Below are 22165 nucleotides of genomic sequence, written 5' to 3' on the forward strand. Positions count from 1 at the left end.
CTTTTCGCTGTTGTAACGCATAGTGCGCGCCCTGCGACTGGTCATTGTGATCAGCAAAAGGGTGGCTGCCGGAGTGGGAGCGGCGGTCGCGGCCGGCGGGATTCTGGCGAGCACCATGACCGACGTGAATTTTTCGGGGTTCTCCCGACCGTCGAGTTCGACTACGGAGACCAGCGTCGTGGCGGTGCAGCCCGTGCCGCAAGCCGTTGTGCCGCAACAGTTCCACGGCAAGTGGGTCGGGCAGGTCTACCAAGGCAGCGATGCTCCGTATCCGGTCGAACTGGTCATTGCCGGAGGTGCTGTCGGCGCGACCATTGGTTCCGTCACCTATCCGACTCTGCGTTGCGGTGGCCGTTGGGAGTTGCGCGCCACGTCGGACAACAAGATCAGCGCGGTCGAGCGAATCGAATATCAGGGCACCTGCGTGGAAACAGTGGACATAGATCTGGACATGCAGCCCGACGGTCAGGCCCTTTACTCGTTCAAGACCCAGGGTGGCGGACAAGGGGTGCTCAGGCGGGTGCAATGAGCACGACGATTCGTTCTTCGTCGCGCGAATAGGGCTGACCGATGTATTTCTGGGCGATCGCGTCGATGATCTCCCACGCGTCGTCGCCGTCGATCCACTCCACGGCCCGTCCGCGCAGGACGATCGGCTGGAACGGGTTGTCGGGCGGCGTCAGCGAGATGGCCACGCGCGGGTCGCGGCGCAGGTTGCGCGCCTTCTGCGACCGAGGCCCGGTGAGGATCGCGATGTGGTCGCCGTGCGTGCCGATCCACAACGGCACCGAGTGCGGCGAGCCGTCGGGCAGGAGCGTGGCGAGGTGGGCGATCGGGGTGCCGTCGAGCACCTCGCGGACGTCCGGGGTCATCGCTGCACCTCGTAACGCAGGTGCGTGACGCCGGGAGCCGGGGTGACGTCGATCAGGCTGAGGCGCACGTGCTCCGGCAGTTCCTGGAAGAACGGGCGGCCGTGGCCCAGCAGGATCGGCACCTGGTGCAGCACGACCTCGTCGACCAGTCCCGCGCGGAGTGCCGCGTTCAGCACGCCGCCGCCCATGAGGCCGACGTCCTTGCCGTCCGCCAGTTCCAGGGCCTTGGCGATCGCCTCCTCGACGGTCGTGGCCGCGGTCTGGCGGTCGGTCAGGTCGGCAGGGCGGTGGGAGAGCAGGACGAGCTCGGCGTTCGGATGCGGACTGCCGCCGCCGAAGCGGTCGGAGTCCTCGAAGGTGGTGCGCCCGGCGACGATCGCGCCCACGCGGCCGGCGTGGAAGTCGAAGACCTTCGCACTGGGCTCGCTCAGCTTGAAGCCGCCGAACTCCTGGCTCTCGACCGTGCCGTCGAAGTACCAGTCGAACAGCATGCCGCCGTCGCCCAGGCCGTGACCCGCTTTGGGGTCGCGGCCGGTGATGTAGCCGTCGACCGACACCGAGTGGGAGCTGATCACCTTGCTCATCTCGAAGCTCCTTTGAGTTCCTTTAAGAGACTCCAAGACCGTAGCAGAGCTGAGTTCCTTAAGGGAACCCTGAGTTGCTAGGCTGGGTGCATGCAGCGGACCAGCTTCAGTGGGATGGCGTGTTCGATCGCGCGCACGCTCGACGTCATCGGGGAGCCCTGGTCGCCGCTGATCCTGCGGGACGTGTGGGTCGGGATGAACCGGTTCGAGCAGCTCCAGGCCGACCTCGGGATCTCCCGCAAGGTGTTGACCGAACGGCTCAACCACCTTGTGGAGCAAGGGGTTCTGGAGCGCAGGCCGTACGACCAGAGGCCGCGCTACGAGTACGTGCTCACGGTCAAGGGGACCGAGCTGATCGACCTGCTGATGGTGATGAAGGGCTGGGGCGACCGGTGGCTCGCGGGTGAGGCCGGGCCGCCGGTGCTCTACCGGCACCACGCGTGCGGGGAGATCGCGGATGTGGAACTGCGGTGTGATCACTGCGGTGAGCCGATGCGCGCGGGGGATGTCGACCTGCTGCCCGGTCCCGGCGTTGCTGGATCGGCAACATAGGTTGCTGGAACGGCATGGCTGAGGGCACCTTGGAACCATGACGACAGCGCAGGAGTTCTGGGAGACCTTCTACTCGGAGCGGGACCAGGTCTGGTCCGGCAAGCCCAACCCGTTGCTGGTGCGTGAAGTCGAACGACTCGCGCCCGGCAGCGCGCTCGACCTCGGGTGCGCCGAGGGTGGGGACGCCGTCTGGCTGGCGAAGCGGGGCTGGCGGGTGCTCGGGGTCGACGTGTCGCAGGTCGCGCTGGACCGCGCGATCAAGCACGCGTACGACGCCGGCGTCGAGATCTCCGTGGAGCAGCACGACCTCAAGGCCACGTTCCCCGACGGGCTGTACGACCTGGTGAGCGCGCAGTTCCTGCACTCGCCGGTCGAGGAGGACGGGGAGCGCAACAGCATCCTGAAGCGGGCGTCGGACGCAGTCGCGCCGGGCGGGTATCTGGTCATCGGCGGGCACGCGGGTGCGCCGTCGTGGTCCGAGCACCAGGACTACTACTTCCCGACGACCAAGGACGTGCTCGACCACTTGGCGCTCAAGGACAACTGGATCGTCGTGACCGACGAGGTGGTGGAACGGCCGCTGGTCGGGCCCGAGGGGCAGCAGGAGATGCGCAAGGACAACGTCCTGACCCTCAAGCGGCTCTTCTGACGCGCGACCGGGAGGAGAGTCACCGCGCTTCAGGCGACCTGGCTGGTCGCGAGGTTCACGTCTTCACCGTCGATGTCAACCACGATCTTGAGCGTGCCGCCGAGCGCGGTGATGAACCTTGTCCGCAAGCCTGTTGGTAGTAGGAAAGTGCCTGTTGATGTTGAGTTGGTGGTACTTGCAGACGCCATCAGGGCCAGGTGCGGGGCCGCTCGGGTTCGGCGAGCCGGAATCCCAGCACGTACGCCTGCGTGCGGTGGCTTGGGTGGCTTCGGCATCGAGTTGTGCCAGCTGTTCCAGCTGCCTGCTTTCTCGCCTGAGCCAGGCCCTGGAAAACGCGAAGGCCACCCTCGGCATCGTTGCCGGGGTGGCCCTGGGGTGTTCGTCAGGCGGAACGGATCAACCGGTCCATCGCCTGCCGGTTGATGATCGAACGGAGCTCGCCGGTCTCCTCCGCGCTGTGGCGCGACAGGATGGCGTCCAGTTCGAGCCGGTCGCTCTCGGTGGTGTAGCTGGCCAACTGCCGTTCCAGGCTCCGGCGTGAGTACCGAGCCTCACGGCGCGAGGCCAGGCTCGAACGCAGGGACTTCACGGACAGGTCGTGGCGGGTCATCTTGTCCTTCCAATCTTGGTTACGATTCGATAATACACCCTGTTCAAGCGACCTGTACCGATGAAGAAGCGAGTTAGCTCACGTACTCGGCGAGCAACCTCAGCGCGCGGGCGTACTTGGCCTGCAGGCGCTCCCGCAGCGCGTCGTCCAGCCGGGCCATGCGGGCGGGGGAGAGGTTGTCGGCGATGTCCGCGCGCTTCACGGAGAGTGCCAACGGGTTCGCGGCCACGCGCCGCAGGTAGTCCTCTTGCGGCTCCTCCGGCAGATGCGACAGCGCCACGACGGCGTCGACCACGGCGGGCGGGCAGCCGCGTGCGAGCAGATCATCTGCGGTGACCGGGGTGTCCTCGATGACGTCGTGCAGGACCGCGGTCATCTGCTCGTGCTCGCCCGTCACGGACGCCATGACCCGCAACGGGTGTCCGATGTACGGCCGGCCCGACTTGTCGACCTGGCCGTCGTGGGCGGAAGTGGCGATAGTGATGGCGTCTTCGAGGGTGAACACGCGCATCAAGTTAAACCAGGTCTTGACCAGACGTAGTGGTCTAGTCCATTTTTAGTCCACTCACAACATGGCCGCCGCATGATGTGTGGAGGTGGACCATGTCCAAGACCAGACGAGCAGCTATAGCGCTGCTGTCCGCGCTGTTCGCTTGTGCCGGTCTGGTGTTGGTGATCAACGGAAGCGCTGCCGCCGCGAACCTCGCGGCCAACAGCGGCTTCGAGGCCGGCAACCTGAGCGGCTGGACCTGCACCGAGGGCACGAGCGTCTCCAACGCCACCAAGCGCACCGGCACGTACGCCCTGCAGGGCGCACCGGTCGGGCAGAGCAACGCGCGGTGCCAGCAAACCGTTTCGGTGCAACCGAACACGGCCTACAAGCTGTCCGCGTGGGTGCAGGGCAGCTACGTCTACCTCGGTGTCACCGGTGGCGTGGAGAAGAACACCTGGACGCCCGGTTCCAGCGGCTTCACGCAGCTCACCGTCGACTTCAACTCCGGCGGCGCCAGCAGCGTCACGATCTACCTGCACGGCTGGTACGGCCAGCCCGCGTACTTCGCCGACGACGTGAACCTCGACGGCCCCGGCACCCCGCCGACGACCACGAGCACCACCACGTCGACCACGACGACCACCACCACCACCACGACCAGCAATCCGCCGAACACCGGCCTGCCCAAGCACGTCCTGACGGGCTACTGGCAGAACTTCTACAACGGTGCGCGCGCTCTGCGGCTCGCGGACGTTCCCACCACCTACGACATCATCGCGGTCTCGTTCGCCGACGCCACGGCGGTGCAGGGCCAGGTCGCGTTCAACCTCGACCCCGGCCTGAGCAGCCAACTCGGCGGCTACACCGACGCGCAGTTCCGCGCGGACATCAAGACCGTGCAGAACCGCGGCCAGAAGGTGATCATCTCCGTCGGCGGTGAGAAGGGCACGATCAGCGTCGGCAACTCGACGGCGGCGACCAACTTCTCCAACAGCGTCAAGTCGCTGATCTCCAGCTACGGCTTCAACGGCGTCGACATCGACCTGGAGAACGGCGTCAACGCGCAGTACATGGGTCAGGCGCTGCGGGCCATCCACGCCGGCGGCGGCACCGTCATCACCATGGCGCCGCAGACGATCGACATGCAGAACGTCAACGCCGAGTACTTCAAGCTGGCGCTGGCGACCAAGGACATCCTGACGATCGTGAACATGCAGTACTACAACTCCGGCACGATGCTCGGCTGCGACCAGCAGGTCTACGCCCAGGGCACGGTCAACTTCCTGACCGCGCTCGCGTGCATCCAGCTGCAGAGCGGGCTGCGCGCCGACCAGGTGGGCCTCGGCCTGCCGGCGTCGCCGTCCGGTGCCGGTGGCGGCTACCAGTCGCCGTCCAACGTCAACAACGCGCTCAGCTGCCTCGCCCGCGGTACGAACTGCGGGACGTTCAAGCCGAGCACGACCTGGCCGTCGATCCGCGGCGCCATGACGTGGTCGATCAACTGGGACGCCTCGAACAACTGGCAGTTCGCGAACACCGTCGCTCCTCATCTGGACTCCCTGCCCTAGATGATGGGACCGGCCGGCGCCACGTCCACAGTGGACGTGGCGCCGCGCGCCCGTTCGGAGTAGTCCTTGCGTCATCAAAGACACAGGGTTTCACCAGGCATTTGCCGCTCGATCCAACTAGGTTGTCCTCCATGTTCCACACGCTGGCCGTGCCTGTGATCGCCGCGCCCATGGCAGGTGGCCCCTCCACCCCCGAACTGGTCGCCGCGGTGAGCGAGGCAGGCGGGTTCGGGTTCCTGGCGGCGGGCTACGTCACCGTCGAGCAGCTCGCGGAGAAGATCACGCGCACGAGCGAGCTCACCGGCAAGCCGTTCGGGGTCAACCTCTTCGTGCCCGGCACACGGCCGACAGCGGACATTTCGTCGTACGTGCGGCGGGTCACGTCCTGTGCGGAGAAAGTCGGCGCGGTGCCCGGCGATCCGCGCTGGGACGACGACAACTACGCGGCGAAGCTCGAGCTCGTCCTCGCGCTGCGGGTGCCCGTGGTGTCGTTCACGTTCGGACTGCCCGATGTGGACGACGTGCAGCGGCTCAGGGCGGCCGGCTCCACGATCGTCGTGACGGTCACGACCCCCAGCGAGGCACGGCAGGCGCAGCAGATCGGCGCGGACGTCGTGTGCGTGCAGGGTTCGGACGCGGGCGGCCACCGCGGCACGTTCGCCGACGACGGCATCTCGCCCGGCGGCGGTGAGCTGTACGGCACCCTCGCGGCGATCAGGCTCGTGAAGAGCGCAGTCAGCCTGCCGGTGATCGCGACCGGCGGCCTGGTCAGCGGCGCCGACGTCGCCGCCGTGCTGGCCGCGGGTGCGGTCGCGGCGCAGCTCGGCACCGCGTTCCTCGGCTGCCCGGAGGCGGGAACCAATGCGGCCCAACGGGAAGCGCTCGCCGAGGGGGCCCGGCGCACGGCGATCACGCGGGCGTTCAGCGGACGGCCCGCGCGAGGGCTGGTGAACAGGTTCCTGATCGAGCACAGCGCGCACGCGCCCGCCGCGTACCCGAACGTCCACCACCTCACGCGGCCCGTGCGCGCGAGCGGCGAGGTGGAGGTCATGTCGCTGTGGGCGGGCACCACGTACCCGCTGGCGACGGCGGAACCGGCCGGCGCGATCGTTCAGCGGATCGGTGCAGAGCTGACCGAAACGATCAAATCTCTGGCCGAGAGGTTCGGGCGCGGCTAAGAAGGAGGGCGTGACCTCGCTCTCTGATGAGACCTTCCAGGCGATGATGGACTGGAACCCGTTGTTCGCCACGCTCGTCGGTGTCCCGGGCTGGGACGACAAGCTCGAAGACCACAGCCACGAGGCCCACCGGGCGCTGCGGTCGCGGCTGACCGGCATCCTCGGCCGTCTCGACGGAAGTGACGAGGACCCGGTCTCGCGGGACGTGATCCGGCACCAGGCCGAGTCGATCATCACCATGATCGACGCCAGGCTGGTCGAGCACAGCGTGGCCAGGGGACTGAACTCCCCGGTGACGCTCCTGCTCCGCAACAGCTCCCAGGTCGACTTCTCGCAGCGGCGCCACGCGATCCCGCACTTCCTCGAGCAGGTGGCGGCACGGCTGCTCGACACCGACCGCAGGCCGCTGAGCCGGCACGTGCGCAGCGGTGCGGCGCACGTCGAACGGTTCCTCGCCTCGCCGCGCCAGGAGTGGGAGGGCGACGCCGACCTGCGTCCGGCGTTCGCCCGCTACCGGGAGACCCTGCTGGGCCTGCCCGGCCGCACCGACGAGCAGGCCGGTCTGTGCTGGCTGCCCGACGGCGAGGAGAACTACCGCAAGCTGGTCCGCGACTACACGACGGCGTCCTACACATCCGCCGAACTGCACCAGCTCGGGCGCGACCTGATCGCCGGGCTGCGCGAGGAGTACGCCGAGATCGGGTCGCGGCTGTGGGGCACCTCGGACGTGCCGGAGATCTTCCGCCGGTTGCGCACGGAACTGTTGTGGGCCAACGAGGACGACATGCTCACCAGTGCGGCGGACGCGGTCGTCAGGGCGAACGCCGAGGCCCCGAACTGGTTCGGGCGGCAGCCGAAGGCGCGCTGCGAGGTCCAGTTCGTGCCGGAGCAGGACCGCGACAACGCGCCGTTCGCGTACTACGTCGACGCCGCGCTCGACGGTTCCCGTCCCGGTGTCTACTTCCTGAACCCGTTCGACGCCACCAACCGCAGTCGCACGCTGTCCGAGGTGACGGCGTTCCACGAAGCCGTTCCCGGCCACCACTTCCAGATCTCGATCGCCGCCGAGACCGAGCTGACGAACGTGCGCAAGTTCGCGTTCATCGACTCCTACCTCGAAGGCTGGGGCCTCTACACCGAGCGCCTGGCCGACGAGATGGGCCTCTACTCCTCCGACGAGGCACGGCTGGGCATGCTCGGCCTCGACGCGATGCGCGCCGGCCGGCTCGTCGTCGACACGGGCATCCACGCGCTGGGCTGGTCGAGGCAGCAGGCCGTCGACTACCTGCGCGAGAACACCGTGATGGACGACTCGGAGATCGACGGCGAGATCGACCGGTACATCGAGACGCCGGGGCAGGCGCTCGCGTACATGGTGGGCCGGCTGGAGATCCTGCGGATCCGGGCGGAGGCCCGCGCGGCGATGGGGCAGAGTTTCGACATCAGGGCGTTTCACGACCTGGTGCTGGAGAACGGCATCGTACCGTTGTCCACATTGGGTGGTCTTGTTTCCGAATGGTCTGGGAGGACCTGATGTCACTGGCGGATGAGATGTTCCAGGCGGTGATGGACTCGTCGCCGCTGTCCGCCGCGATGTTCGGTCTGCCCGGCTGGGACGACCAGCTGGAGGAACTGAGCGTCGAGAGCGAAGAGGCGACGAAGGCGCGGATCGCCGACATCCTGAGCCGCGTCGACACGAGCGACGAGGACCCGGTCACGCTCGCCGTCATCCGGCACCAGGCCCGGTCGATCATCGACCGCACCGACGCCAGGCTGGTCGAGCACACGGTCGCGCAGGGCCTGGCCGCGCCGGTCAACGGCCTGCTGATGATCGCGACGAAGGTCGACGTGTCCCAGCGCCTCGACAAGTTCCCGCGCTACATCCGGCAGGCGGCGCAGCGGCTGCGCGAGTCCGACCGCAGGCCGTTGCAGCGCCACGTCGAGGCAGGCATCCAGCGCGTCGAGGACTTCCTGGCCTCGCCCGCGCAGCCGTGGGAGGGCGAGCACTCCGCCGAGATCCGCACGGCCGTCGCCGAGTTCCGCGACGTCCTCGCGTCGATCGAGGACGGCCGCAGCGACGAGCACGCCGGTCTGTGCTGGCTGCCCGACGGCGAGGAGAACTACCGCAAGCTCGCCCGCAGCTACACGACCACCGACCGCACCCCCGACGAGCTGCACCGGCTCGGCCTCGACCTGATCGCGTCGCTGCGCGAGGAGTACGCGGAGATCGGGTCGCGGCTGTGGGGCACCTCGGACGTGCAGGAGATCTTCCACCGGTTGCGCACGGAACTGTTGTGGGAGAACGAGGATCAGATGGTCGAGAGCGCGGTCGAGGCGATCGCGCGGGCCCAGGCAGAGGCGCCGAAGTGGTTCGGCCGCATGCCGAAGTCCGGGTGCGAGGTGCGGCTGGTCGACGAGGCCGGTCGGGCGACGGCACCGATCGCGTTCTACATGCCGTCGGCGCAGGACGGCAGCCGTCCCGGCATCTACTGGCTGAACCCGTTGGGCGCCACCGAACGCAGCCGCACGCTGTCCGAGGTGACGGCGTTCCACGAGGCCGTGCCCGGCCATCACTACCAGGTGAGCATCGCGGCCGAGACGGACATGCACAACATGCGCCGGTTCGCGTTCATCGAGGCGTACCTGGAGGGCTGGGGTCTCTACACCGAGCGCCTCGCGGACGAGATGGGCCTGTACTCGTCGGACGAGCAGCGCCTCGGCATGCTCGGTCTCGACGCGATGCGCGCCGGCCGGTTGGTCGTCGACACCGGGCTGCACGCGTTCGGGTGGTCGCGTCAGCAGGCCATCGACTACCTGCGCGACAACACCGTGATGGCGGAGCCGGAGATCATCTCGGAGATCGACCGGTACATCGAGATGCCCGGTCAGGCGCTCGCGTACATGGTGGGGCGCCTGGAGATCCTGCGCATCAGGGCCGAGGCCGAGACGAAGATGGGCGACCGGTTCGACGTGCGCGCGTTCCACGACCTGGTGGTGGGGAGCGGCGCGGTGCCGCTCTCCACCCTCGACGAGATCGTCACCGCTTGGGCCGACGCTCCATGACGGAGTGCTTCTTCGAGTAGGTGAAGTAGATGATCAGGCCGATCACGAACCACACCGCGAACCGCAGCCAGGTCTCCGGGGTGAGGAACGTGATCAGCCAGATCGAGAAGATCACGCCGATGACCGGCACCACGGGCATGCCCGGCGTCCTGAACGTCCTCGGGAGGTCGGGCTGCTTGTACCGCAACACGATCACGGCGACGCACACCACGACGAACGCGAGCAGGATGCCGATGTTGGTGAGCTCGGCTGCCTCCGCGATCGGCAGGAACCCGGCGATGACCGCGGAGGCGATGCCGAGCACCCAGGTGATCCGCGTCGGCACGTGCTTGACCGGGTGGGACTTCGCGAACCACGGCGGCAGCAGGCCGTCGCGGCTCATCGAGTACCCGACGCGGGCCGCGCCCATCATGAACGTGAAGAGCACGGTCGTGATGCCGAGGATCGCGCCGACGCTGATGATGATGCCCAGCGCGGGAAGGCCGATGTCGGCGAACGCCGTGGCGAACGCGGACTCGGCGTCGATGTCCTTGTAGTTCACCATTCCCGTCAGCACCAGGCAGGCCAGCACGTACAGCACCATCGACACCGCGAGCGAGTAGATGATCGCCTTCGGCATGTGCTTCTGGGAGTCCTTGGACTCCTCTGCCGCCGTCGACATCGCGTCGTAGCCGAAGACCGCGAAGAACACCGTCGCCGCACCCGTGAGCGCACCCGAGATGCCGAACGGGAAGAACGGGTTGTAGTTGTCGGTATCGATGTGGAACGCGCCGACGATGACGACCAGCGCGACCACGGCGACCTTCAGGTACACCAACGTGGTCTCGAACCGCGCCGCGTTCTTCATGCCCGTGTTCAGCACGTACGCGATGAGCAGGCACAGCAGGACCGCGAACAGGTTGACCTTGTACGAGCCCTCCGCGACGCCGGGCGCTTCTGTGCCCGGTGCGCCGAGCATCCACTGCGGTAGATGGATGTTGAGCAGACTCAGGAGTTCGGTGAAGTAGCCGGAGATGCCGATCGCCACCACCGCCACGATCGCGGTGTACTCGAGCAGCAGGTCCCAGCCGATGAACCAGCCGACGACCTCGCCGAGCACCGCGTAGCCGTAGGTGTAGGCGCTGCCGGCCTTCGGGATCAGGCCCGCGAACTCCGCGTACGAGAACGCCGCCGCCGCGCTCGCGATACCGGCCACCAGGAACGAGATCAGCACGGCGGGTCCGGCGGTCTTGTTCGCGACCGCACCCGCGAGCGAGAAGATGCCCGCGCCGATGATGCCACCGATGCCGATCGCCGTGAGCTGCCACAGGCCCAGTGTTCTGGTGAGCCCGTCGCCCTTGTCCTCCGCGATCTGTTCTATGGGCTTGCGCCTGAAAACGCCCTGCGTGGTCATGACGACCAATGTCGCGCGGTTCGTGCTCGTCCGCTGACCAGCAGGGCGTTTTGTGCCTTTTTACGGGCGGGTGAAGACGATCTTGCCCGCGGTGTCGCCGTCGAGCATCGCCTGCAGGCCCTGCTCGGCGTCCTCGAACTTCAGCTCGGCGCCGATCTGCGGCTTGAGGTCGTTCAGCGCGCAGAACCGGATCAGGTCGCCCAGCTCCTCCCGCGTGCCCATGGTCGACCCGACCACGCGCAGCTGCAGGAAGAAGAGCCGCTGCAGCTCGGCCGCGCTGGCGTCACCGGACGTCGCACCGGAGATCACCACGATGCCGCCGGGCTTGAGTGCCTTCATCGAGTGCGACCAGGTGGCCTTGCCGACGGTCTCGAACACCGCGTCGACCCGTTCGGGCAGCCTGGCACCGGACTCGAACGTGTCGTGGGCGCCGAGGGCCGTGGCCAGCGCGCGCTTCTCCTCGGTGCGGCCGGTGACCCAGACGCGGAACCCGGCGGCGCGGCCGAGCTGGATCAGCGCCGTCGACACCCCGCCCGACGCGCCCTGCACGAGCATCGTCTGGCCGGGGCGCAGGCCGGACTTCACGAACAGCATCCGGTACGCGGTCAGCCATGCCGTGCCCATGCAGGCGGCCTCGGCGAAGCTGAGACCGGCCGGCTTGGGCAGCGCGTTGCGGGCCGGCACCGTGACGTAGTCGGCGAACGTGCCCTGGTGCTTCTCGGTGAGCAGCGTGCGCTTCGGGTCGAGCGTCTCCTCACCGGACCAGTTCGGGTCGCCGATGACGGAGTGCAGCACCACCTCGGTGCCGTCGTCGAGGACACCGGCGCCGTCGCAGCCCAGGATCATCGGGAACTGCTCCGGCTTGATGCCGACACCGCGCAACGTCCACAGGTCGTGCATGTTGAGGCTGGCCGCCTTCACCGCGACGCGCACCCAGCCGTTCGGGACCTCGGGCTCGGGGCGCTCGCCCACGCGAAGCGAGGCCAGCGGGTTCTCGGGACTGGGTTCTGCTGCGTAAACGGCGAACATGGTTCGCAACATACCCACCTGGATCGTGGCCAAATGCCGTGACACGGGTCACGAGGCAGCAGACGCTAGGCTCGGGGGCGTGGATTGGCTGGTGCAGTGGTGGGACGGGGTCGAGCTGTGGGTCGTGCAGCTGCCCGTCGCCGTGCAGTTCCCCGTGGTGATGGTCGTGGTCCTCCCGCTCTGCCTGGGCGTGGCGCGGCTGATCGACCGGGTCGCCGACTGGGGTGCGAAGAACCCGGCGTCGGTCTCCGACGTCGAGCCGGAGCCTGAGCCTGAGCCCGAGAAGGTCGCCGCGTGAGCCCTGGTCGTCGCCTGACCGTCGCACTGGTCGGGCTCCTCGCGCTGGTCGTCATCGGGTGGTTCGTCAAGGACAACTCGGCGGGGACGCCTCCCGAGAACACCACGAAGCCTGTGGTCACGAGCTCGGCGCGGGCCGAGACCGTGCCGGGGTCGAACTCCGGGCTGGACGTCGAGGCGCTGTCGAAGCTGCCCGCCGAGGCCGGCAAGACCTGGAAGCTGATCGAGGCGAAGGGGCCGTTCCCGTACCCGCGCAACGACGGCGTGACGTTCCAGAACCGCGAGAAGCGGCTGCCCGCCAAGGACTCCGGGTACTACAAGGAGTACACCGTGCCGACGCCGGGAAGTCCTGACCGCGGCGCGCGCAGGATCGTCACCGGTTCGGAGAAGGAAGTCTTCTACACCGGCGACCACTATTCGTCGTTCGTAGTGGTGGACGTGAAGAAATGAAACGGCACATTCTCGTTTCGGAAAAGGCTGCTGCGATCTCGGCCATTGCTGCCGCGCTGGACTTTCCCGCGTGGTTCGGGCAGAACCTCGACGCGCTCTACGACAGCCTGACCGATCTCTCGTGGCTGCCGTCGGGTGAGTACACGCTGGTCGTGCCCGTGGACCTGGACTCTTCGGTGCTGGAAGTGCTGCGTGACGCTGCGAAGCAGACCGCTGAATCAGGTGACCGAAAAGTGCGCGTGATTCGCACAGAACGGTGACTGGCGCTGCGGTTGTGGCGTCCGGAGTGGACAGTGCCGTTCCATGGGAACGCAATTCCGCCGTTTGAGCTGTGCGCTCGGCGTCGTCGTAGTTGTTGGAGTGCTTTTTCCGGCCGTGTCGTTCGCCGGTGACCCCGACTGTTCGCAGGAGGGGCCGTTCACGCCGTTCGAGACGCTCGACGGCGACAATCCCGTGACCATGCAGAACGGCCGCGTGGTCGAGCTGCGCGCGTCGAACGCGTCCAAGTGCGCGTGGGGCCGCATCTCCCACGGCACGCCCGGCGAGGAGATCTGGACCGACCGCAAGGAGCCCTCGGCCAACGGGCACGAGGGCTTCCTCGGGTACACCAGGATCGACTCGGGTACGGCGAAGTACACCGACGCGTTCAAGAACGACGGCAAGCTGATGCGCGCCTGCGGGTCCTCGCAGGGCGTCATCGAGTGCACGGGCTGGTTCTAGTCCTCCGCGGGCACCCAGGACGGCTTGCGCTTCTCCCTGAACGCCGTGATGCCCTCCTGGCCCTCGGGGCCGCCGAAGTGCCGGGCTGACAGCGTGAGCATGTCCGCGAAGACCTCGCCGAGGTTCGTGGACCGCTCCTGCTGCAGCATCTCCTTGGTGGCGGCCAACGCGTTCGGGGCGCCGAGGGCGAGCATGTCCGTGTAACGGCGGACTTCGGCGTCGACGTCGTCGGCTGCGGCGTTCAGCAGGCCGATCTCCACGGCGCGCTTCGCGTCGAACGTCTCGCCGGTCAGGAACAGCTCGTGGGCCTGGCGGGGGAGCAGGCGCGGCAGCACGGTCACCGAGATGACGGCCGGCACGACACCGATCCTGACCTCGCTGAACGCGAACGTCGCCGCGGTCGCCGCGACGGCGATGTCGCACGCCGCCACGATGCCGACGCCACCGGCGCGGGCCGGGCCCTTGAGGGCGGCGACGACCGGCTTCGGGCTGGTCCAGAGCTGTTCGAGGATCGCGGGGAACTCGTTGACGCCCTGGTCGCCCGCGCTCGCTCCGGCTGCCTCCTTGAGGTCCATGCCCGAACAGAACACGGAGCCCGTGTGGGTCAGCACGACCACACGCACCTCGTCGTCCTTCGCCGCTGTGCCCAGGTGCTCCTTGAGCTCCCGGCGCAGCTGTGAGGACAGCGCGTTGCGGTTGTGGGGGGAGTCCAGCGTGATCGTCGCGATGCCACGCCGCACCTCGTAGTGGACCAGCTCATCTGCCATGGCGCTGACCTTAGCTGCGAGGTTGTTTGACAGCATGCTGTCAACTATGACAGTCTACTGTCATGACACAGACGGTGTACCTCGTTCTGGCCGACCAGCTCGCCGACTGGGAGTACGGCCACGTGGCCGCGCAGGTGAGCCTGCGGCAGTTCCAGCAGCGGCCGGGGCGCTACGAGATCCGGACGGTCGCGCTGACCACCGACCCGATCCGCACGATCGGTGGTGTGCGGATGCTGCCGGACGTCGCTCTGGAGGACGTGTCGCTGGACGACGCGGCGATGCTCGTGATGCCGGGCGGCGAGGGCTGGGAGACCGGGGAGCTGGCGGCGTTCGGGAAGCTCGCGCGGCGGTTCCGCGAGGCGGGCAAGCCGATCGCGGCGATCTGCGGCGCGACGGTCGCGCTGGCGGCCGAAGGGCTGCTGGACGACGTGGCGCACACGTCGAACTTCCTTGAGGGGCTTGGGTCCTACGGCGGTGCGGCGTTGTACCGGGACGAACGCGTGGTGCGTGCGGACGGCGTGATCACGGCCGGTGGCGCATCCGCCCTGGAGTTCGCTCGCGAGGTGCTGGCGGAGCTGGAGACGTTCTCGCCGCAGACTTTGAGCGCCTGGTACGAGTTCAACCGCGACGACACTCCGGAAGCTTTCGGGAAGCTGGTGGCCAGTGTCCACGAGTGAGTCCGCGTCCAGGACTGAATCAGGTGATGTGCTGACCGACGTCGTGATGAGGACTTTCCGTTTGTACGGGGCGTTCCTCGACGCGGCCGAGGTGATGACGAAGCCGGTCGGGCTGACCGCGGCGTGGTGGCAGGTGCTCGGCGCGGTGCTGCGCGAGCCGTTGTCCGTCTCCGGGATCGCGCGGGAGATGGGGCTGGCCCGTCAGTCGGTGCAGCGGATCGCGGACCTGTTGGTGGACAGGGGTTTGGCGGAGTACCTGCCGAACCCGGCACATGCCCGCGCGAAGCTGGTCCGGCCGACCGCCGAAGGGTTCGCCGCGGTGGAACGGTTGCGGGACGCGCAGCACGAGTGGGCCAACCGCGTCAGTGCGCAGGTCTCACTGGAAGACCTGCGCACGACGCTCGCCACGATGACCGCGTTGGTCGCGGCTACTTCCTGATGCCCGGCAGGGGGTTGGGCATCAGTCAGCCGATCGTGGTGGTGGTCAGCACGGGGCTCGGGTCCGGGTAGCCCTTCGCGGCGGCGTTGATCGGGAACCCGATCACGACGACGACGGCGGTGAAGGTGAGGCCCGGGGCGTCGTAGCTGGTGCCACCCAGCTTCGTGGTGATCGTCCCGGTGCCGCCGGCCTGCAGGTTGATCGTGACGGTGGGCAGCTCGAAGTCGGCGCCGCCCTTGATCGGACCGGGCACGGTCAGCACGACGTCGTTGCCCGACAGGGCGACCGACGGCGTGCCGCCCAGGCCGGAGCCGCCGGACAGCGACGCGGACTGGAACTTCGAGTTGGCGGGCACCGGCAGCCGCAGCGCGAGACCCTTGATCTCCCGCACCTGCCTGCCGCCCGCCTCGGTCGGGATCTTGTTGGGGGCGGGGTCGATGGTGACCTTGACCGTGCCGTTGGGCGCGACGGTGTCCGGCGCCGAGGCGTCGACACCCTGGTCGAGCGTGAAGTCCGACGTCTGCCCGACAGCAGTCGCGCGGAGCTTGTAGGTGATCGTCTGCGGAGCGGCTGCGGACGCGTTGGTGGCGAACAACAGCATCGGAACCAGTGCGGCTGCGGCAATTCCGGCTAGCTTCATGGCCTCTCCCCGTTGAGTGGACGAGGGACACTTCCAGCACGCGGCGTAGTCACCTGACTACTCATGAGTAGGTTTCACGTCAACAGTTCACACTTCACATCGCCCGATCGGCGCTGAGTACTCGATCTTGTGGCGTAGGCCGGAAGTGGCGCCACCAGGCGGGTCAGCGCCGGGTCGAGGTGCTGTGTCCCAGCGCGCCGATCGCCGTCAGCACGAAGCCCGCGAAGAAGAGGCCGAAGCCCAGACCCAGGTTCGGGCCGCCGACGCTCGGGACTGTGGGCCGCTGCGGGAAGCCCGGCGTCTCGAAGGTCTGGAACTCGGGTGGCAGCGGCTGGTTCGGGAAGCCGGGCGGCAGCTGGTAGCCGTCCGCGAAGTCGGGTGGCACGTCGCCGAACGTGACCGCCGTCGGGAAGGCGGGCGTCAGACTGCGCGGCTGCGGTGCGCCCGAGGGGCCCAGCACGCTGAACAGGACGACCCCGAAGCCCGCTATCGCCAGGAGGGCGCCCGCCCACACGAACGCCTTGACCCACGAGGGCGCGCCGGACAGGTCCTGGTAGCCGCGCCGGGAACGGCGTCGCGAGCCGGAGAAGTGGTAGTCGTCCGCGAAGTCCGGATGACTGAGATCCGCGATGTCGTCGGCGCTGCCGTCGAAGATGCCATCACGAACGCTGGAATCGAACTGGTGTGAGTCGTCGGTCACGTCGCCCCCCGGTGCCGTTCGGGAATTGGTACCACGTCAGGGCTTCGTGCCGAGGGAGATTCGGCGGGATCAGGCCGGCGGCGCCAGCCAGCCGCGGCTCATCGCCACCGTCACGGCCGCCGTTCGGTCGCTCACGTCGAGCTTGGCGAACACGTGCAGCAGGTGGCTCTTCACCGTCGCCTCGCTCACGTGCATCGCCTGGCTGATCGCGACGTTGGACAGGCCGCGGCCCACGAGCGTCAGCACCTCGACCTCGCGGGCGCTCAGCCCCGGCCGTTGCACGGCGCTGACCAGCTTCGTCGCCACGGGGGAGGCGAGCACGGTCTGGCCGCGGGCGGCGGCGCGGACGGCCTCGACCAGGTCGTCGCTGGGCGCGTCCTTGAGCAGGTAGGCCGTGGCGCCGGCCTCGATGGCGCGCAGGACGTCGCCGTCGGTGTCGAACGTCGTCAGCACCACGACCCGGCAGGGGGTCGCCGCGACCACGGCGGCGGTGGCGGTGGCGCCGTCGACACCGGGCATCTTGAGGTCCATCAGCACGACGTCGGGCAGCAGTTCCGAAGCCAGCTCGATCGCCTCCGAGCCGGAGCCGCACTCGCCGATGACGGACAGATCCTCTTGTGCCTCAAGGATCGTGCGCAGTCCGAAGCGGACGACCGGGTGGTCGTCGACCAGCAGCACCCGGATCACGCGTCCTCCAGTCGTACGTGCACGCGGACTCCCGAGCCCGGTTCGGAACGGATGTCGAACTCGCCGCCCGCGGCACGCACGCGGTCCTGCAAGCCGTCCAGGCCGTAGCCGCGCGGGGCGTCCGCACCGAAACCGCGGCCGTCGTCGACGATAGACAGCTCTACACCGGCCGCGTAGTCGAGACAGACGGTCACAGCGGAGGCATGTGCGTGCTTTCGGACGTTCGCCAGCGCTTCCTGCGTGACGCGCAGGAGCGTGACCTCGTGGTCCGGTGGCAACGGGCGATAAGTGCCGTGCACGGTCATCGACGTGGAGAGCCCCAACTCGCGTGCCAGCCGGGAAGTCAGGCGTTCCAGGGCGGCGGGGAGGGCTGCTCCGTTCAGTTGGGCCGGTGTCAGCGCGGCGACCAGGGCGCGGATCTCGGCGAGGTTCTCGGACGTAGTCTGCTCGGCCAGGGCCAGATGTTGTTCGCGCGCAACGGGATCCGTGGTGGTGCGGGCCGCTCGTATCAGCAGCAGCACCGACGTCGCGCCCTGGGCGAGGGTGTCGTGCAGGTCCCTGGCGAGGCGTTCGCGTTCGGTGAGCACACCCGCCTCGTGGCTGACGTCGGCCAGCTCGGCGCGTTCGCGGCTCTGGGCGATGATCCGCGCGATCCACAGGCCCAGCATCACGGCGGGCACGACGCTCAGGAGGATGACCACCGCGGCGCCGATCGCGTCCTCGCTGAAGCTGCCGGACACCAGCACGACGGTGCCGATCGACACCGACGTCAGTGCGGTCGCCCAGATCGCGAGCCTGGGCTCCAGCAACGACCAGATGTGCGGGTACAGCGTGAAGAACAGCACCGACAACGCGGGCACCAACGCGAACATCGCGATCACCAAAGGAATCGCGACGGCCAGGTAGCGCACGCCGCGTGCGTCACGGGCGAGCGGCGCTCCCACGCGCCAGTACCAGACGCACAACGCGGCCAGCAGGATCAGGGCGACCGGCTGGCGCCGATCCTCCGCGAGCACCAGCACCACGCCGACCAGGGCGAACACCGCGAAGGCCACGTGCCAGGCGACCTTGGTGCGGTCCCAGGCGTCATCGGAGGACACCGGGAAACTGTGCGGCCGCACGCGCGAAAACACCAGTAGCCGGTCGACTGAGAACGAAACCCACCGGTCCGTCGATGCGCTCCGTGGCCGGGAGCCCCGAGGATTCCCGGCCATGACGAAGAAGAAGTCCGGACTGGTCCTGCTGATCCTGTCGATGGTCTACGGGGCCGTGATCGCCCTGCTCGCCGTAGCCGGGTCGAGTGCGCTCACGACCGTCGCGATCGCCGGGGGAGCGGTGCTCGGCATCGGCTGGGCGACGGTCGGGTACCTGTCGGCCCAGAAGGACTAGGCGGCCACGATCTGGCGGGCCACGGCGAAGTCGTACCGGTCGAGCACGAGCTGCGCGACCTCCACGTCGTCACCCAGCGGCCGCGCCACGACGGCGTCCCCCGCGAGCCTCGCCACCTTGTCCGGCAGCAGGCCAGGGGCGAGGAACCACGACGACACCGCGATCTTCGTGGCTCCCTTGCGGCGCAGGCGTTCGATCGCCTCGGGCACGGTCGGCGAGGCGATCGACGCGAACGCCGCCTCCACGCCGGCCCAGCCCGACTCGCGGGCCCAGCGCCGGGCGACGCGGGCCACGGCCTCGTTCGCCGGAGCGTGCGAGGACCCGGCACCGGCCAGCACGACGCCCAACGACCTGTCGTTGAAGTCGACGCCCGCTTCGGACAGCCTCCGCAGCGCGGCCGACTCCAGCCGTGGATCCGGCCCCAGCACGTCCGTGACGATCGCCGGGACACGGGACTCCGCGACGGCGGCCGGGACGTCGACCCTGGCGTGATAAGCCTTGCCCAGCAACAGGGGCACGACCACGGCGGGTCCGTGCAGCACGTCGTTCAGCCGAGGCGCGCACAGGTCGAGGAACGCGCCACGGACGTCCAGTTCGGGCCGCAGCGACCGCACCACGTCCAGCAGGGCGTGGATCGACTCGGCCGAGCGGGGATCACGGCTGCCGTGTGCAACGGCGACTAGGGAAGTCACAGGGCTCCCGTCAGACCACGAGCCCGCAGCACGGCGCGCTCCAGCGGGCGGAACAACAGCAGCTCGATCCCGATGCCCACCAGCAGGATCAGGAAGATCGCCGCGATCACCATGTTGATGTCGTTGAGCGACGAGCCGTTGTGCAGGTACTGCCCGAGCCCGACGCCGAGCTGGGGCGAGGTCGCGATGATCTCCGCGGCCATCAGCGACCGCCACGAGAACGCCCAGCCCTGCTTGAGGCCGGCCAGGTAACCGGGCAGTGCGGCGGGCAGCAGGATGTGGCGGGCCGAGGCCAGTCGCCCCGCACCCAGCGCGCGTCCCACCCGAGGCAGCAGCGGCGGGATCTGGTCGATCCCGGCCACCAGGCCGTTCGCGATCGACGGCACCGACCCCATCAGCACCACGAAGTAGATCGTGGACGGCGTGACGCCGAACCACAGGATCGCGGCCGGAACCCAGGCGACGGACGGAAGTGACTGCAGACCGGTCAGCAACGACCCGATCGCCGCGCGCACCACCCGGACCTTGGCGATCAGCAACCCCAGCGGCGTGGCGATCAGCACCGCCGCGAGGAACCCGAGCACCGCGCGGTGCAACGAGGTCCACAGGATGCCGAACGCCTCACCGGTGGAGATCGAGCGGACGAGCTCGTTCCACACGTTGACCGGCGCGGGCAGCTGGAACTCCGGCAGGATCGCCGAGGCCCACAACCCCTGCCACACGCCCAGGAGCAGCGCGAAGGCGATGATCGGGGGCACGCCGGTCTTCAGGAAACGCTGCCACACCGACGCCCTGTGCGCCTCTACCGGCACATCCAGGGCGTCGAGGCCCGCGCCGACCTTGTCGAGCGTGTCAGGAGGCGTGGCCACTGATGACCTCTCGCAGATGGGTGTTGATCTCGTCCAGCACCTCGTCGCGCGAGTCCTTCACGTCCCACTCGCGCACGACGCGGCCGGGCCGTGAGGACAGCAGGACGACCCGCTGGCCGAGGCGAACGGCTTCGCGCACGTCGTGCGTCACGAAGATGATCGCGGTGTTCGTGGTCTCCCACACCCGGATCAGCTCCGCCTGCAGCACGTCGCGCGTGATGGCGTCGAGCGCGGCGAACGGCTCGTCCATCAGCAGCAGGGCCGGAGCGCCGTCCGCGGACACGGTGGTGGACGCCAGCGCGCGAGCCAGGGCCACGCGCTGACGCATACCGCCGGAGAGCTCGTGCGGACGCTTGTCCGCGACGTCGCCGAGCCGCACCAGTTCGAGCAGCTCCTGGGCGCGACGCTTGCGCGCGCTGCGGCCGACACCGGCGAAGCGCAACGCCAGCTCGACGTTGCGGGACGCGGTCAGCCACGGCATCAGCGCGGGCTCCTGGAACATCACGGCCGGACGCGACGTGTTGAGCTCCAGCGAGCCCGACGTCGCACCGTCCAGGCCGGCGACGATGTTGAGCAGCGTGCTCTTGCCGCAGCCGGACGCGCCGAGAAGACACACGAACTCACCGGGCTTGACCTTGAGATCAACCCCGTCGAGCGCCACCACGGCCGAGTTGCCGTGGCCGAAAACCTTGCGGATGCCGGTCAGTTCGACTGCCGTGTCCACAGTGGACAGAGAAGCGGTCTCGAGCGTGGCGGTCATGGTCGTGTGCCTTCCCCTCGACGTCTCGGAACTACTTCTTGTCCAGGCCCGCTGCTTGGACCTGAGGCTTGCCCTGCGCCTGCAGGACCTTGTTGAGCAACGTGAAGTCGGCGTACCCGGCGACGTTCGCGGCCTCCTTGGCCACGCCCGCGGTCACGGCGTCCTTCGCGAGCTGCGGGAAGTGCTTGGCCTGCGCGTCCGTGGTCAGCTCGATGTTGTCCCACGCGGCGTCGAGGATCTTGTCGCCGAGCTTCTTGGACGTGAGCTTCTCCAGGTGGGCGTTGGCCGCCTTCTTGGCCTCGTCGGAGTTCGCCTTCGCCCAGTCGATCGCGGCGACGTGACCCTTCAGCACGGCCTCGACCGTCTCCGGGTGCTCCTGCAGGAACTTCGTCCGCACGATGACCACGGTGGTCGGGAACGCCCCGCCGTCCCACAGCGTCTTCTCGTCGAGCAGCACCTTGCCGCCACCCTCGTTGACGATGCGTGCCGACCACGGCTGCGGCGCCCATGCCGCCTGGATGTCGCCCTTCTTGAACAGGTCGAGCGACGCGGCGTTCTCCACGTTCTGCACGGTGACCTGGCCGGTGAGGCCCTTCTCCGACAGGTACTTCTTCAGCGACACGTCCTGCGTGTTCGCGAGCTGCGGAGTGGCGACGATCTTGCCCTTGAGGTCCTCGATCGAGTTGATCTCGGGCTTCACCACGAGCTGCGCACCACCCGAGGTGGCGCCCGCGATGAGCTTCACGGCCTCGCCCTTGGACTTCGCGTAGGCGTTGATGGCCGGGCCCGAGCCGATGTAGGCGATGTCGAGTGACTCGCCCAGCAGGGCGTTCACCTCGTCGGGGCCCGCGTTGAACGTCTGCGTCGTCAGCTTGGTGTTGCCCAGTTCCTTCGCGTACAGGCCGTTCTCGACGCCGATCAGCGCGGCGGCGTGCGTGATGTTCGGGAAGTACCCGAGGCGCACCTCTGCGGCGGCGCCCTTGGACTCGGCGGCGGGAGTGTCACCGGTGCCGGCGCGGCTGCAACCGGACAGGGCTGTCAGAGCGATCAGGGCGACGGCGATGGCGGGCTTGAGGTTCACGGGGTT

General features: G+C 68.4%; 29 protein-coding genes. 14 read left to right on the plus strand and 15 right to left on the minus strand.

The window, feature by feature from the left end; genetic code table 11:
* The first annotated feature begins 73 nt into the window (after positions 1–73).
* The gene (locus ACSHWB_RS22990; RefSeq protein WP_439664056.1) at positions 74–529 is read left to right on the plus strand and encodes a hypothetical protein; all 456 of its coding nucleotides are present in this window, start codon (positions 74–76) and stop codon (positions 527–529) included.
* On the opposite strand, the gene ACSHWB_RS22995 is transcribed toward ACSHWB_RS22990, so the two are convergent.
* The gene (locus tag ACSHWB_RS22995) at positions 513–872 is read right to left on the minus strand and encodes a PPOX class F420-dependent oxidoreductase (RefSeq protein ID WP_439664057.1); all 360 of its coding nucleotides are present in this window, start codon (positions 870–872) and stop codon (positions 513–515) included. The two genes, ACSHWB_RS22990 and ACSHWB_RS22995, sit on opposite strands and share 17 nt — an antisense overlap.
* Positions 869–1456, minus strand: a complete 588-nt coding sequence (locus ACSHWB_RS23000; RefSeq protein ID WP_439664058.1) for a dihydrofolate reductase family protein — start codon at positions 1454–1456, stop codon at positions 869–871. Before ACSHWB_RS23000 ends, ACSHWB_RS22995 begins: the two co-directional genes overlap by 4 nt.
* 90 nt (positions 1457–1546) lie before the next feature.
* On the opposite strand from ACSHWB_RS23000, the gene ACSHWB_RS23005 reads away from it, so the two are divergent.
* Entirely contained in the window at positions 1547–2008 is a 462-nt protein-coding gene (locus tag ACSHWB_RS23005) for a winged helix-turn-helix transcriptional regulator (protein ID WP_360041804.1), read from the plus strand.
* Between the two features lie 37 nt (positions 2009–2045).
* Positions 2046–2657, plus strand: a complete 612-nt coding sequence (locus ACSHWB_RS23010) for a class I SAM-dependent methyltransferase (RefSeq protein ID WP_439664059.1) — start codon at positions 2046–2048, stop codon at positions 2655–2657.
* A gap of 382 nt (positions 2658–3039) precedes the next feature.
* On the opposite strand, the gene ACSHWB_RS23015 is transcribed toward ACSHWB_RS23010, so the two are convergent.
* Entirely contained in the window at positions 3040–3267 is a 228-nt protein-coding gene (locus tag ACSHWB_RS23015; RefSeq protein WP_439664060.1) for a hypothetical protein, read from the minus strand.
* 73 nt (positions 3268–3340) lie between these two features.
* Positions 3341–3772, minus strand: a complete 432-nt coding sequence (locus ACSHWB_RS23020; RefSeq protein WP_439664061.1) for an HD domain-containing protein — start codon at positions 3770–3772, stop codon at positions 3341–3343.
* A 98-nt stretch (positions 3773–3870) separates the two neighbouring features.
* Between ACSHWB_RS23020 and ACSHWB_RS23025 the strand changes: the two genes are divergently transcribed.
* From ACSHWB_RS23025 to ACSHWB_RS23040, 4 genes are all read left to right on the plus strand, one after another.
* Positions 3871–5328 (plus strand): chitinase, encoded by a 1458-nt coding sequence (locus ACSHWB_RS23025; protein ID WP_439664062.1) that lies wholly within the window; start codon positions 3871–3873, stop codon positions 5326–5328.
* Positions 5329–5459: 131 nt separating this feature from the next.
* Complete coding sequence (locus ACSHWB_RS23030) at positions 5460–6506, plus strand: NAD(P)H-dependent flavin oxidoreductase (RefSeq protein ID WP_439664063.1); 1047 nt, start codon at positions 5460–5462, stop codon at positions 6504–6506.
* Positions 6507–6516: 10 nt separating this feature from the next.
* Entirely contained in the window at positions 6517–8040 is a 1524-nt protein-coding gene (locus ACSHWB_RS23035) for a DUF885 domain-containing protein (RefSeq protein ID WP_439664064.1), read from the plus strand.
* On the plus strand, positions 8040–9569 hold the full coding sequence (locus tag ACSHWB_RS23040) for a DUF885 domain-containing protein (RefSeq protein ID WP_439664065.1): 1530 nt from the start codon (positions 8040–8042) through the stop codon (positions 9567–9569). Before ACSHWB_RS23035 ends, ACSHWB_RS23040 begins: the two co-directional genes overlap by 1 nt.
* Here the strand turns inward: ACSHWB_RS23040 and ACSHWB_RS23045 are convergent.
* Positions 9544–10962: an amino acid permease gene (locus tag ACSHWB_RS23045; protein ID WP_439664066.1), complete on the minus strand. Its 1419-nt coding sequence runs from the start codon at positions 10960–10962 to the stop codon at positions 9544–9546. The genes ACSHWB_RS23040 and ACSHWB_RS23045 overlap by 26 nt on opposite strands.
* Before the next feature lie 60 nt (positions 10963–11022).
* On the minus strand, positions 11023–11991 hold the full coding sequence (locus tag ACSHWB_RS23050) for a zinc-binding dehydrogenase (RefSeq protein WP_439664067.1): 969 nt from the start codon (positions 11989–11991) through the stop codon (positions 11023–11025).
* A gap of 79 nt (positions 11992–12070) precedes the next feature.
* Between ACSHWB_RS23050 and ACSHWB_RS23055 the strand changes: the two genes are divergently transcribed.
* From ACSHWB_RS23055 to ACSHWB_RS23070, 4 genes are read left to right on the plus strand one after another with little or no spacing between them, the layout of a single operon-like run.
* On the plus strand, positions 12071–12289 hold the full coding sequence (locus ACSHWB_RS23055; RefSeq protein ID WP_439664068.1) for a hypothetical protein: 219 nt from the start codon (positions 12071–12073) through the stop codon (positions 12287–12289).
* Complete coding sequence (locus tag ACSHWB_RS23060) at positions 12286–12738, plus strand: ribonuclease domain-containing protein (protein WP_439664069.1); 453 nt, start codon at positions 12286–12288, stop codon at positions 12736–12738. Before ACSHWB_RS23055 ends, ACSHWB_RS23060 begins: the two co-directional genes overlap by 4 nt.
* Positions 12735–12998 carry a barstar family protein gene (locus ACSHWB_RS23065; RefSeq protein ID WP_439664070.1) on the plus strand — a complete coding sequence of 88 codons (264 nt, stop codon included), beginning with the start codon at positions 12735–12737 and terminating at the stop codon, positions 12996–12998. Before ACSHWB_RS23060 ends, ACSHWB_RS23065 begins: the two co-directional genes overlap by 4 nt.
* A 43-nt stretch (positions 12999–13041) precedes the next feature.
* Positions 13042–13458 carry a hypothetical protein gene (locus tag ACSHWB_RS23070; protein ID WP_439664071.1) on the plus strand — a complete coding sequence of 139 codons (417 nt, stop codon included), beginning with the start codon at positions 13042–13044 and terminating at the stop codon, positions 13456–13458.
* Here ACSHWB_RS23070 and ACSHWB_RS23075 read toward each other — a convergent pair.
* Positions 13455–14225, minus strand: coding sequence for an enoyl-CoA hydratase family protein (locus ACSHWB_RS23075; protein ID WP_439664072.1), 771 nt, complete (start codon positions 14223–14225; stop codon positions 13455–13457). The genes ACSHWB_RS23070 and ACSHWB_RS23075 overlap by 4 nt on opposite strands.
* A 62-nt stretch (positions 14226–14287) precedes the next feature.
* On the opposite strand from ACSHWB_RS23075, the gene ACSHWB_RS23080 reads away from it, so the two are divergent.
* Both ACSHWB_RS23080 and ACSHWB_RS23085 read left to right on the plus strand, forming a co-directional pair.
* Entirely contained in the window at positions 14288–14902 is a 615-nt protein-coding gene (locus ACSHWB_RS23080) for a DJ-1/PfpI family protein (RefSeq protein WP_439664073.1), read from the plus strand.
* 46 nt (positions 14903–14948) lie between these two features.
* Positions 14949–15341 carry a MarR family winged helix-turn-helix transcriptional regulator gene (locus ACSHWB_RS23085; RefSeq protein WP_439664074.1) on the plus strand — a complete coding sequence of 131 codons (393 nt, stop codon included), beginning with the start codon at positions 14949–14951 and terminating at the stop codon, positions 15339–15341.
* Positions 15342–15366: 25 nt separating this feature from the next.
* Here the strand turns inward: ACSHWB_RS23085 and ACSHWB_RS23090 are convergent, their stop codons facing one another.
* The 4 genes from ACSHWB_RS23090 to ACSHWB_RS23105 all read right to left on the minus strand — a co-directional run bounded on the left by ACSHWB_RS23090 (position 15367) and on the right by ACSHWB_RS23105 (position 18468).
* Entirely contained in the window at positions 15367–15981 is a 615-nt protein-coding gene (locus tag ACSHWB_RS23090; RefSeq protein WP_439664075.1) for a cyclase, read from the minus strand.
* A gap of 163 nt (positions 15982–16144) precedes the next feature.
* Positions 16145–16681, minus strand: a complete 537-nt coding sequence (locus ACSHWB_RS23095; protein WP_439664076.1) for a hypothetical protein — start codon at positions 16679–16681, stop codon at positions 16145–16147.
* 69 nt (positions 16682–16750) lie between these two features.
* On the minus strand, positions 16751–17368 hold the full coding sequence (locus ACSHWB_RS23100; protein WP_439664077.1) for a response regulator: 618 nt from the start codon (positions 17366–17368) through the stop codon (positions 16751–16753).
* Entirely contained in the window at positions 17365–18468 is a 1104-nt protein-coding gene (locus ACSHWB_RS23105) for a sensor histidine kinase (protein ID WP_439664078.1), read from the minus strand. Before ACSHWB_RS23105 ends, ACSHWB_RS23100 begins: the two co-directional genes overlap by 4 nt.
* Before the next feature lie 112 nt (positions 18469–18580).
* Between ACSHWB_RS23105 and ACSHWB_RS23110 the strand changes: the two genes are divergently transcribed.
* Positions 18581–18757 (plus strand): hypothetical protein, encoded by a 177-nt coding sequence (locus ACSHWB_RS23110; protein WP_439664079.1) that lies wholly within the window; start codon positions 18581–18583, stop codon positions 18755–18757.
* Here ACSHWB_RS23110 and ACSHWB_RS23115 read toward each other — a convergent pair.
* From ACSHWB_RS23115 to ACSHWB_RS23130, 4 genes are read right to left on the minus strand one after another with little or no spacing between them, the layout of a single operon-like run.
* Positions 18754–19449 (minus strand): sirohydrochlorin chelatase, encoded by a 696-nt coding sequence (locus ACSHWB_RS23115; RefSeq protein ID WP_439664080.1) that lies wholly within the window; start codon positions 19447–19449, stop codon positions 18754–18756. The genes ACSHWB_RS23110 and ACSHWB_RS23115 overlap by 4 nt on opposite strands.
* Entirely contained in the window at positions 19446–20318 is an 873-nt protein-coding gene (locus tag ACSHWB_RS23120; protein ID WP_439664081.1) for an ABC transporter permease, read from the minus strand. The genes ACSHWB_RS23115 and ACSHWB_RS23120 overlap by 4 nt, the downstream gene beginning before the upstream one ends.
* Entirely contained in the window at positions 20302–21078 is a 777-nt protein-coding gene (locus ACSHWB_RS23125) for an ABC transporter ATP-binding protein (protein WP_439664082.1), read from the minus strand. The genes ACSHWB_RS23120 and ACSHWB_RS23125 overlap by 17 nt, the downstream gene beginning before the upstream one ends.
* Before the next feature lie 31 nt (positions 21079–21109).
* Positions 21110–22159: an ABC transporter substrate-binding protein gene (locus ACSHWB_RS23130; protein ID WP_439664083.1), complete on the minus strand. Its 1050-nt coding sequence runs from the start codon at positions 22157–22159 to the stop codon at positions 21110–21112.
* Between the last annotated feature and the right edge of the window lie 6 nt (positions 22160–22165).

The organism is Lentzea sp. HUAS TT2 (assembly GCF_051853195.1).
Taxonomy (GTDB): Bacteria; Actinomycetota; Actinomycetes; order Mycobacteriales; family Pseudonocardiaceae; genus Lentzea.

What these genes read in the sequence shown, in the direction of transcription:
- ACSHWB_RS23125 (WP_439664082.1), bottom strand. Translation starts at nt 21,078, where the DNA reads ATGACCGCCACGCTCGAGACCGCTTCTCTGTCCACTGTGGACACGGCA.
- ACSHWB_RS23065 (WP_439664070.1), top strand. Translation starts at nt 12,735, where the DNA reads ATGAAACGGCACATTCTCGTTTCGGAAAAGGCTGCTGCGATCTCGGCC.
- ACSHWB_RS23080 (WP_439664073.1), top strand. Translation starts at nt 14,288, where the DNA reads ATGACACAGACGGTGTACCTCGTTCTGGCCGACCAGCTCGCCGACTGG.
- ACSHWB_RS23075 (WP_439664072.1), bottom strand. Translation starts at nt 14,225, where the DNA reads ATGGCAGATGAGCTGGTCCACTACGAGGTGCGGCGTGGCATCGCGACG.
- ACSHWB_RS23050 (WP_439664067.1), bottom strand. Translation starts at nt 11,991, where the DNA reads ATGTTCGCCGTTTACGCAGCAGAACCCAGTCCCGAGAACCCGCTGGCC.
- ACSHWB_RS23045 (WP_439664066.1), bottom strand. Translation starts at nt 10,962, where the DNA reads ATGACCACGCAGGGCGTTTTCAGGCGCAAGCCCATAGAACAGATCGCG.
- ACSHWB_RS23010 (WP_439664059.1), top strand. Translation starts at nt 2,046, where the DNA reads ATGACGACAGCGCAGGAGTTCTGGGAGACCTTCTACTCGGAGCGGGAC.
- ACSHWB_RS22995 (WP_439664057.1), bottom strand. Translation starts at nt 872, where the DNA reads ATGACCCCGGACGTCCGCGAGGTGCTCGACGGCACCCCGATCGCCCAC.
- ACSHWB_RS23110 (WP_439664079.1), top strand. Translation starts at nt 18,581, where the DNA reads ATGACGAAGAAGAAGTCCGGACTGGTCCTGCTGATCCTGTCGATGGTC.
- ACSHWB_RS23030 (WP_439664063.1), top strand. Translation starts at nt 5,460, where the DNA reads ATGTTCCACACGCTGGCCGTGCCTGTGATCGCCGCGCCCATGGCAGGT.
- ACSHWB_RS23085 (WP_439664074.1), top strand. Translation starts at nt 14,949, where the DNA reads ATGAGGACTTTCCGTTTGTACGGGGCGTTCCTCGACGCGGCCGAGGTG.
- ACSHWB_RS23015 (WP_439664060.1), bottom strand. Translation starts at nt 3,267, where the DNA reads ATGACCCGCCACGACCTGTCCGTGAAGTCCCTGCGTTCGAGCCTGGCC.
- ACSHWB_RS23040 (WP_439664065.1), top strand. Translation starts at nt 8,040, where the DNA reads ATGTCACTGGCGGATGAGATGTTCCAGGCGGTGATGGACTCGTCGCCG.
- ACSHWB_RS23070 (WP_439664071.1), top strand. Translation starts at nt 13,042, where the DNA reads ATGGGAACGCAATTCCGCCGTTTGAGCTGTGCGCTCGGCGTCGTCGTA.
- ACSHWB_RS23090 (WP_439664075.1), bottom strand. Translation starts at nt 15,981, where the DNA reads ATGAAGCTAGCCGGAATTGCCGCAGCCGCACTGGTTCCGATGCTGTTG.
- ACSHWB_RS23025 (WP_439664062.1), top strand. Translation starts at nt 3,871, where the DNA reads ATGTCCAAGACCAGACGAGCAGCTATAGCGCTGCTGTCCGCGCTGTTC.
- ACSHWB_RS23005 (WP_360041804.1), top strand. Translation starts at nt 1,547, where the DNA reads ATGCAGCGGACCAGCTTCAGTGGGATGGCGTGTTCGATCGCGCGCACG.
- ACSHWB_RS23000 (WP_439664058.1), bottom strand. Translation starts at nt 1,456, where the DNA reads ATGAGCAAGGTGATCAGCTCCCACTCGGTGTCGGTCGACGGCTACATC.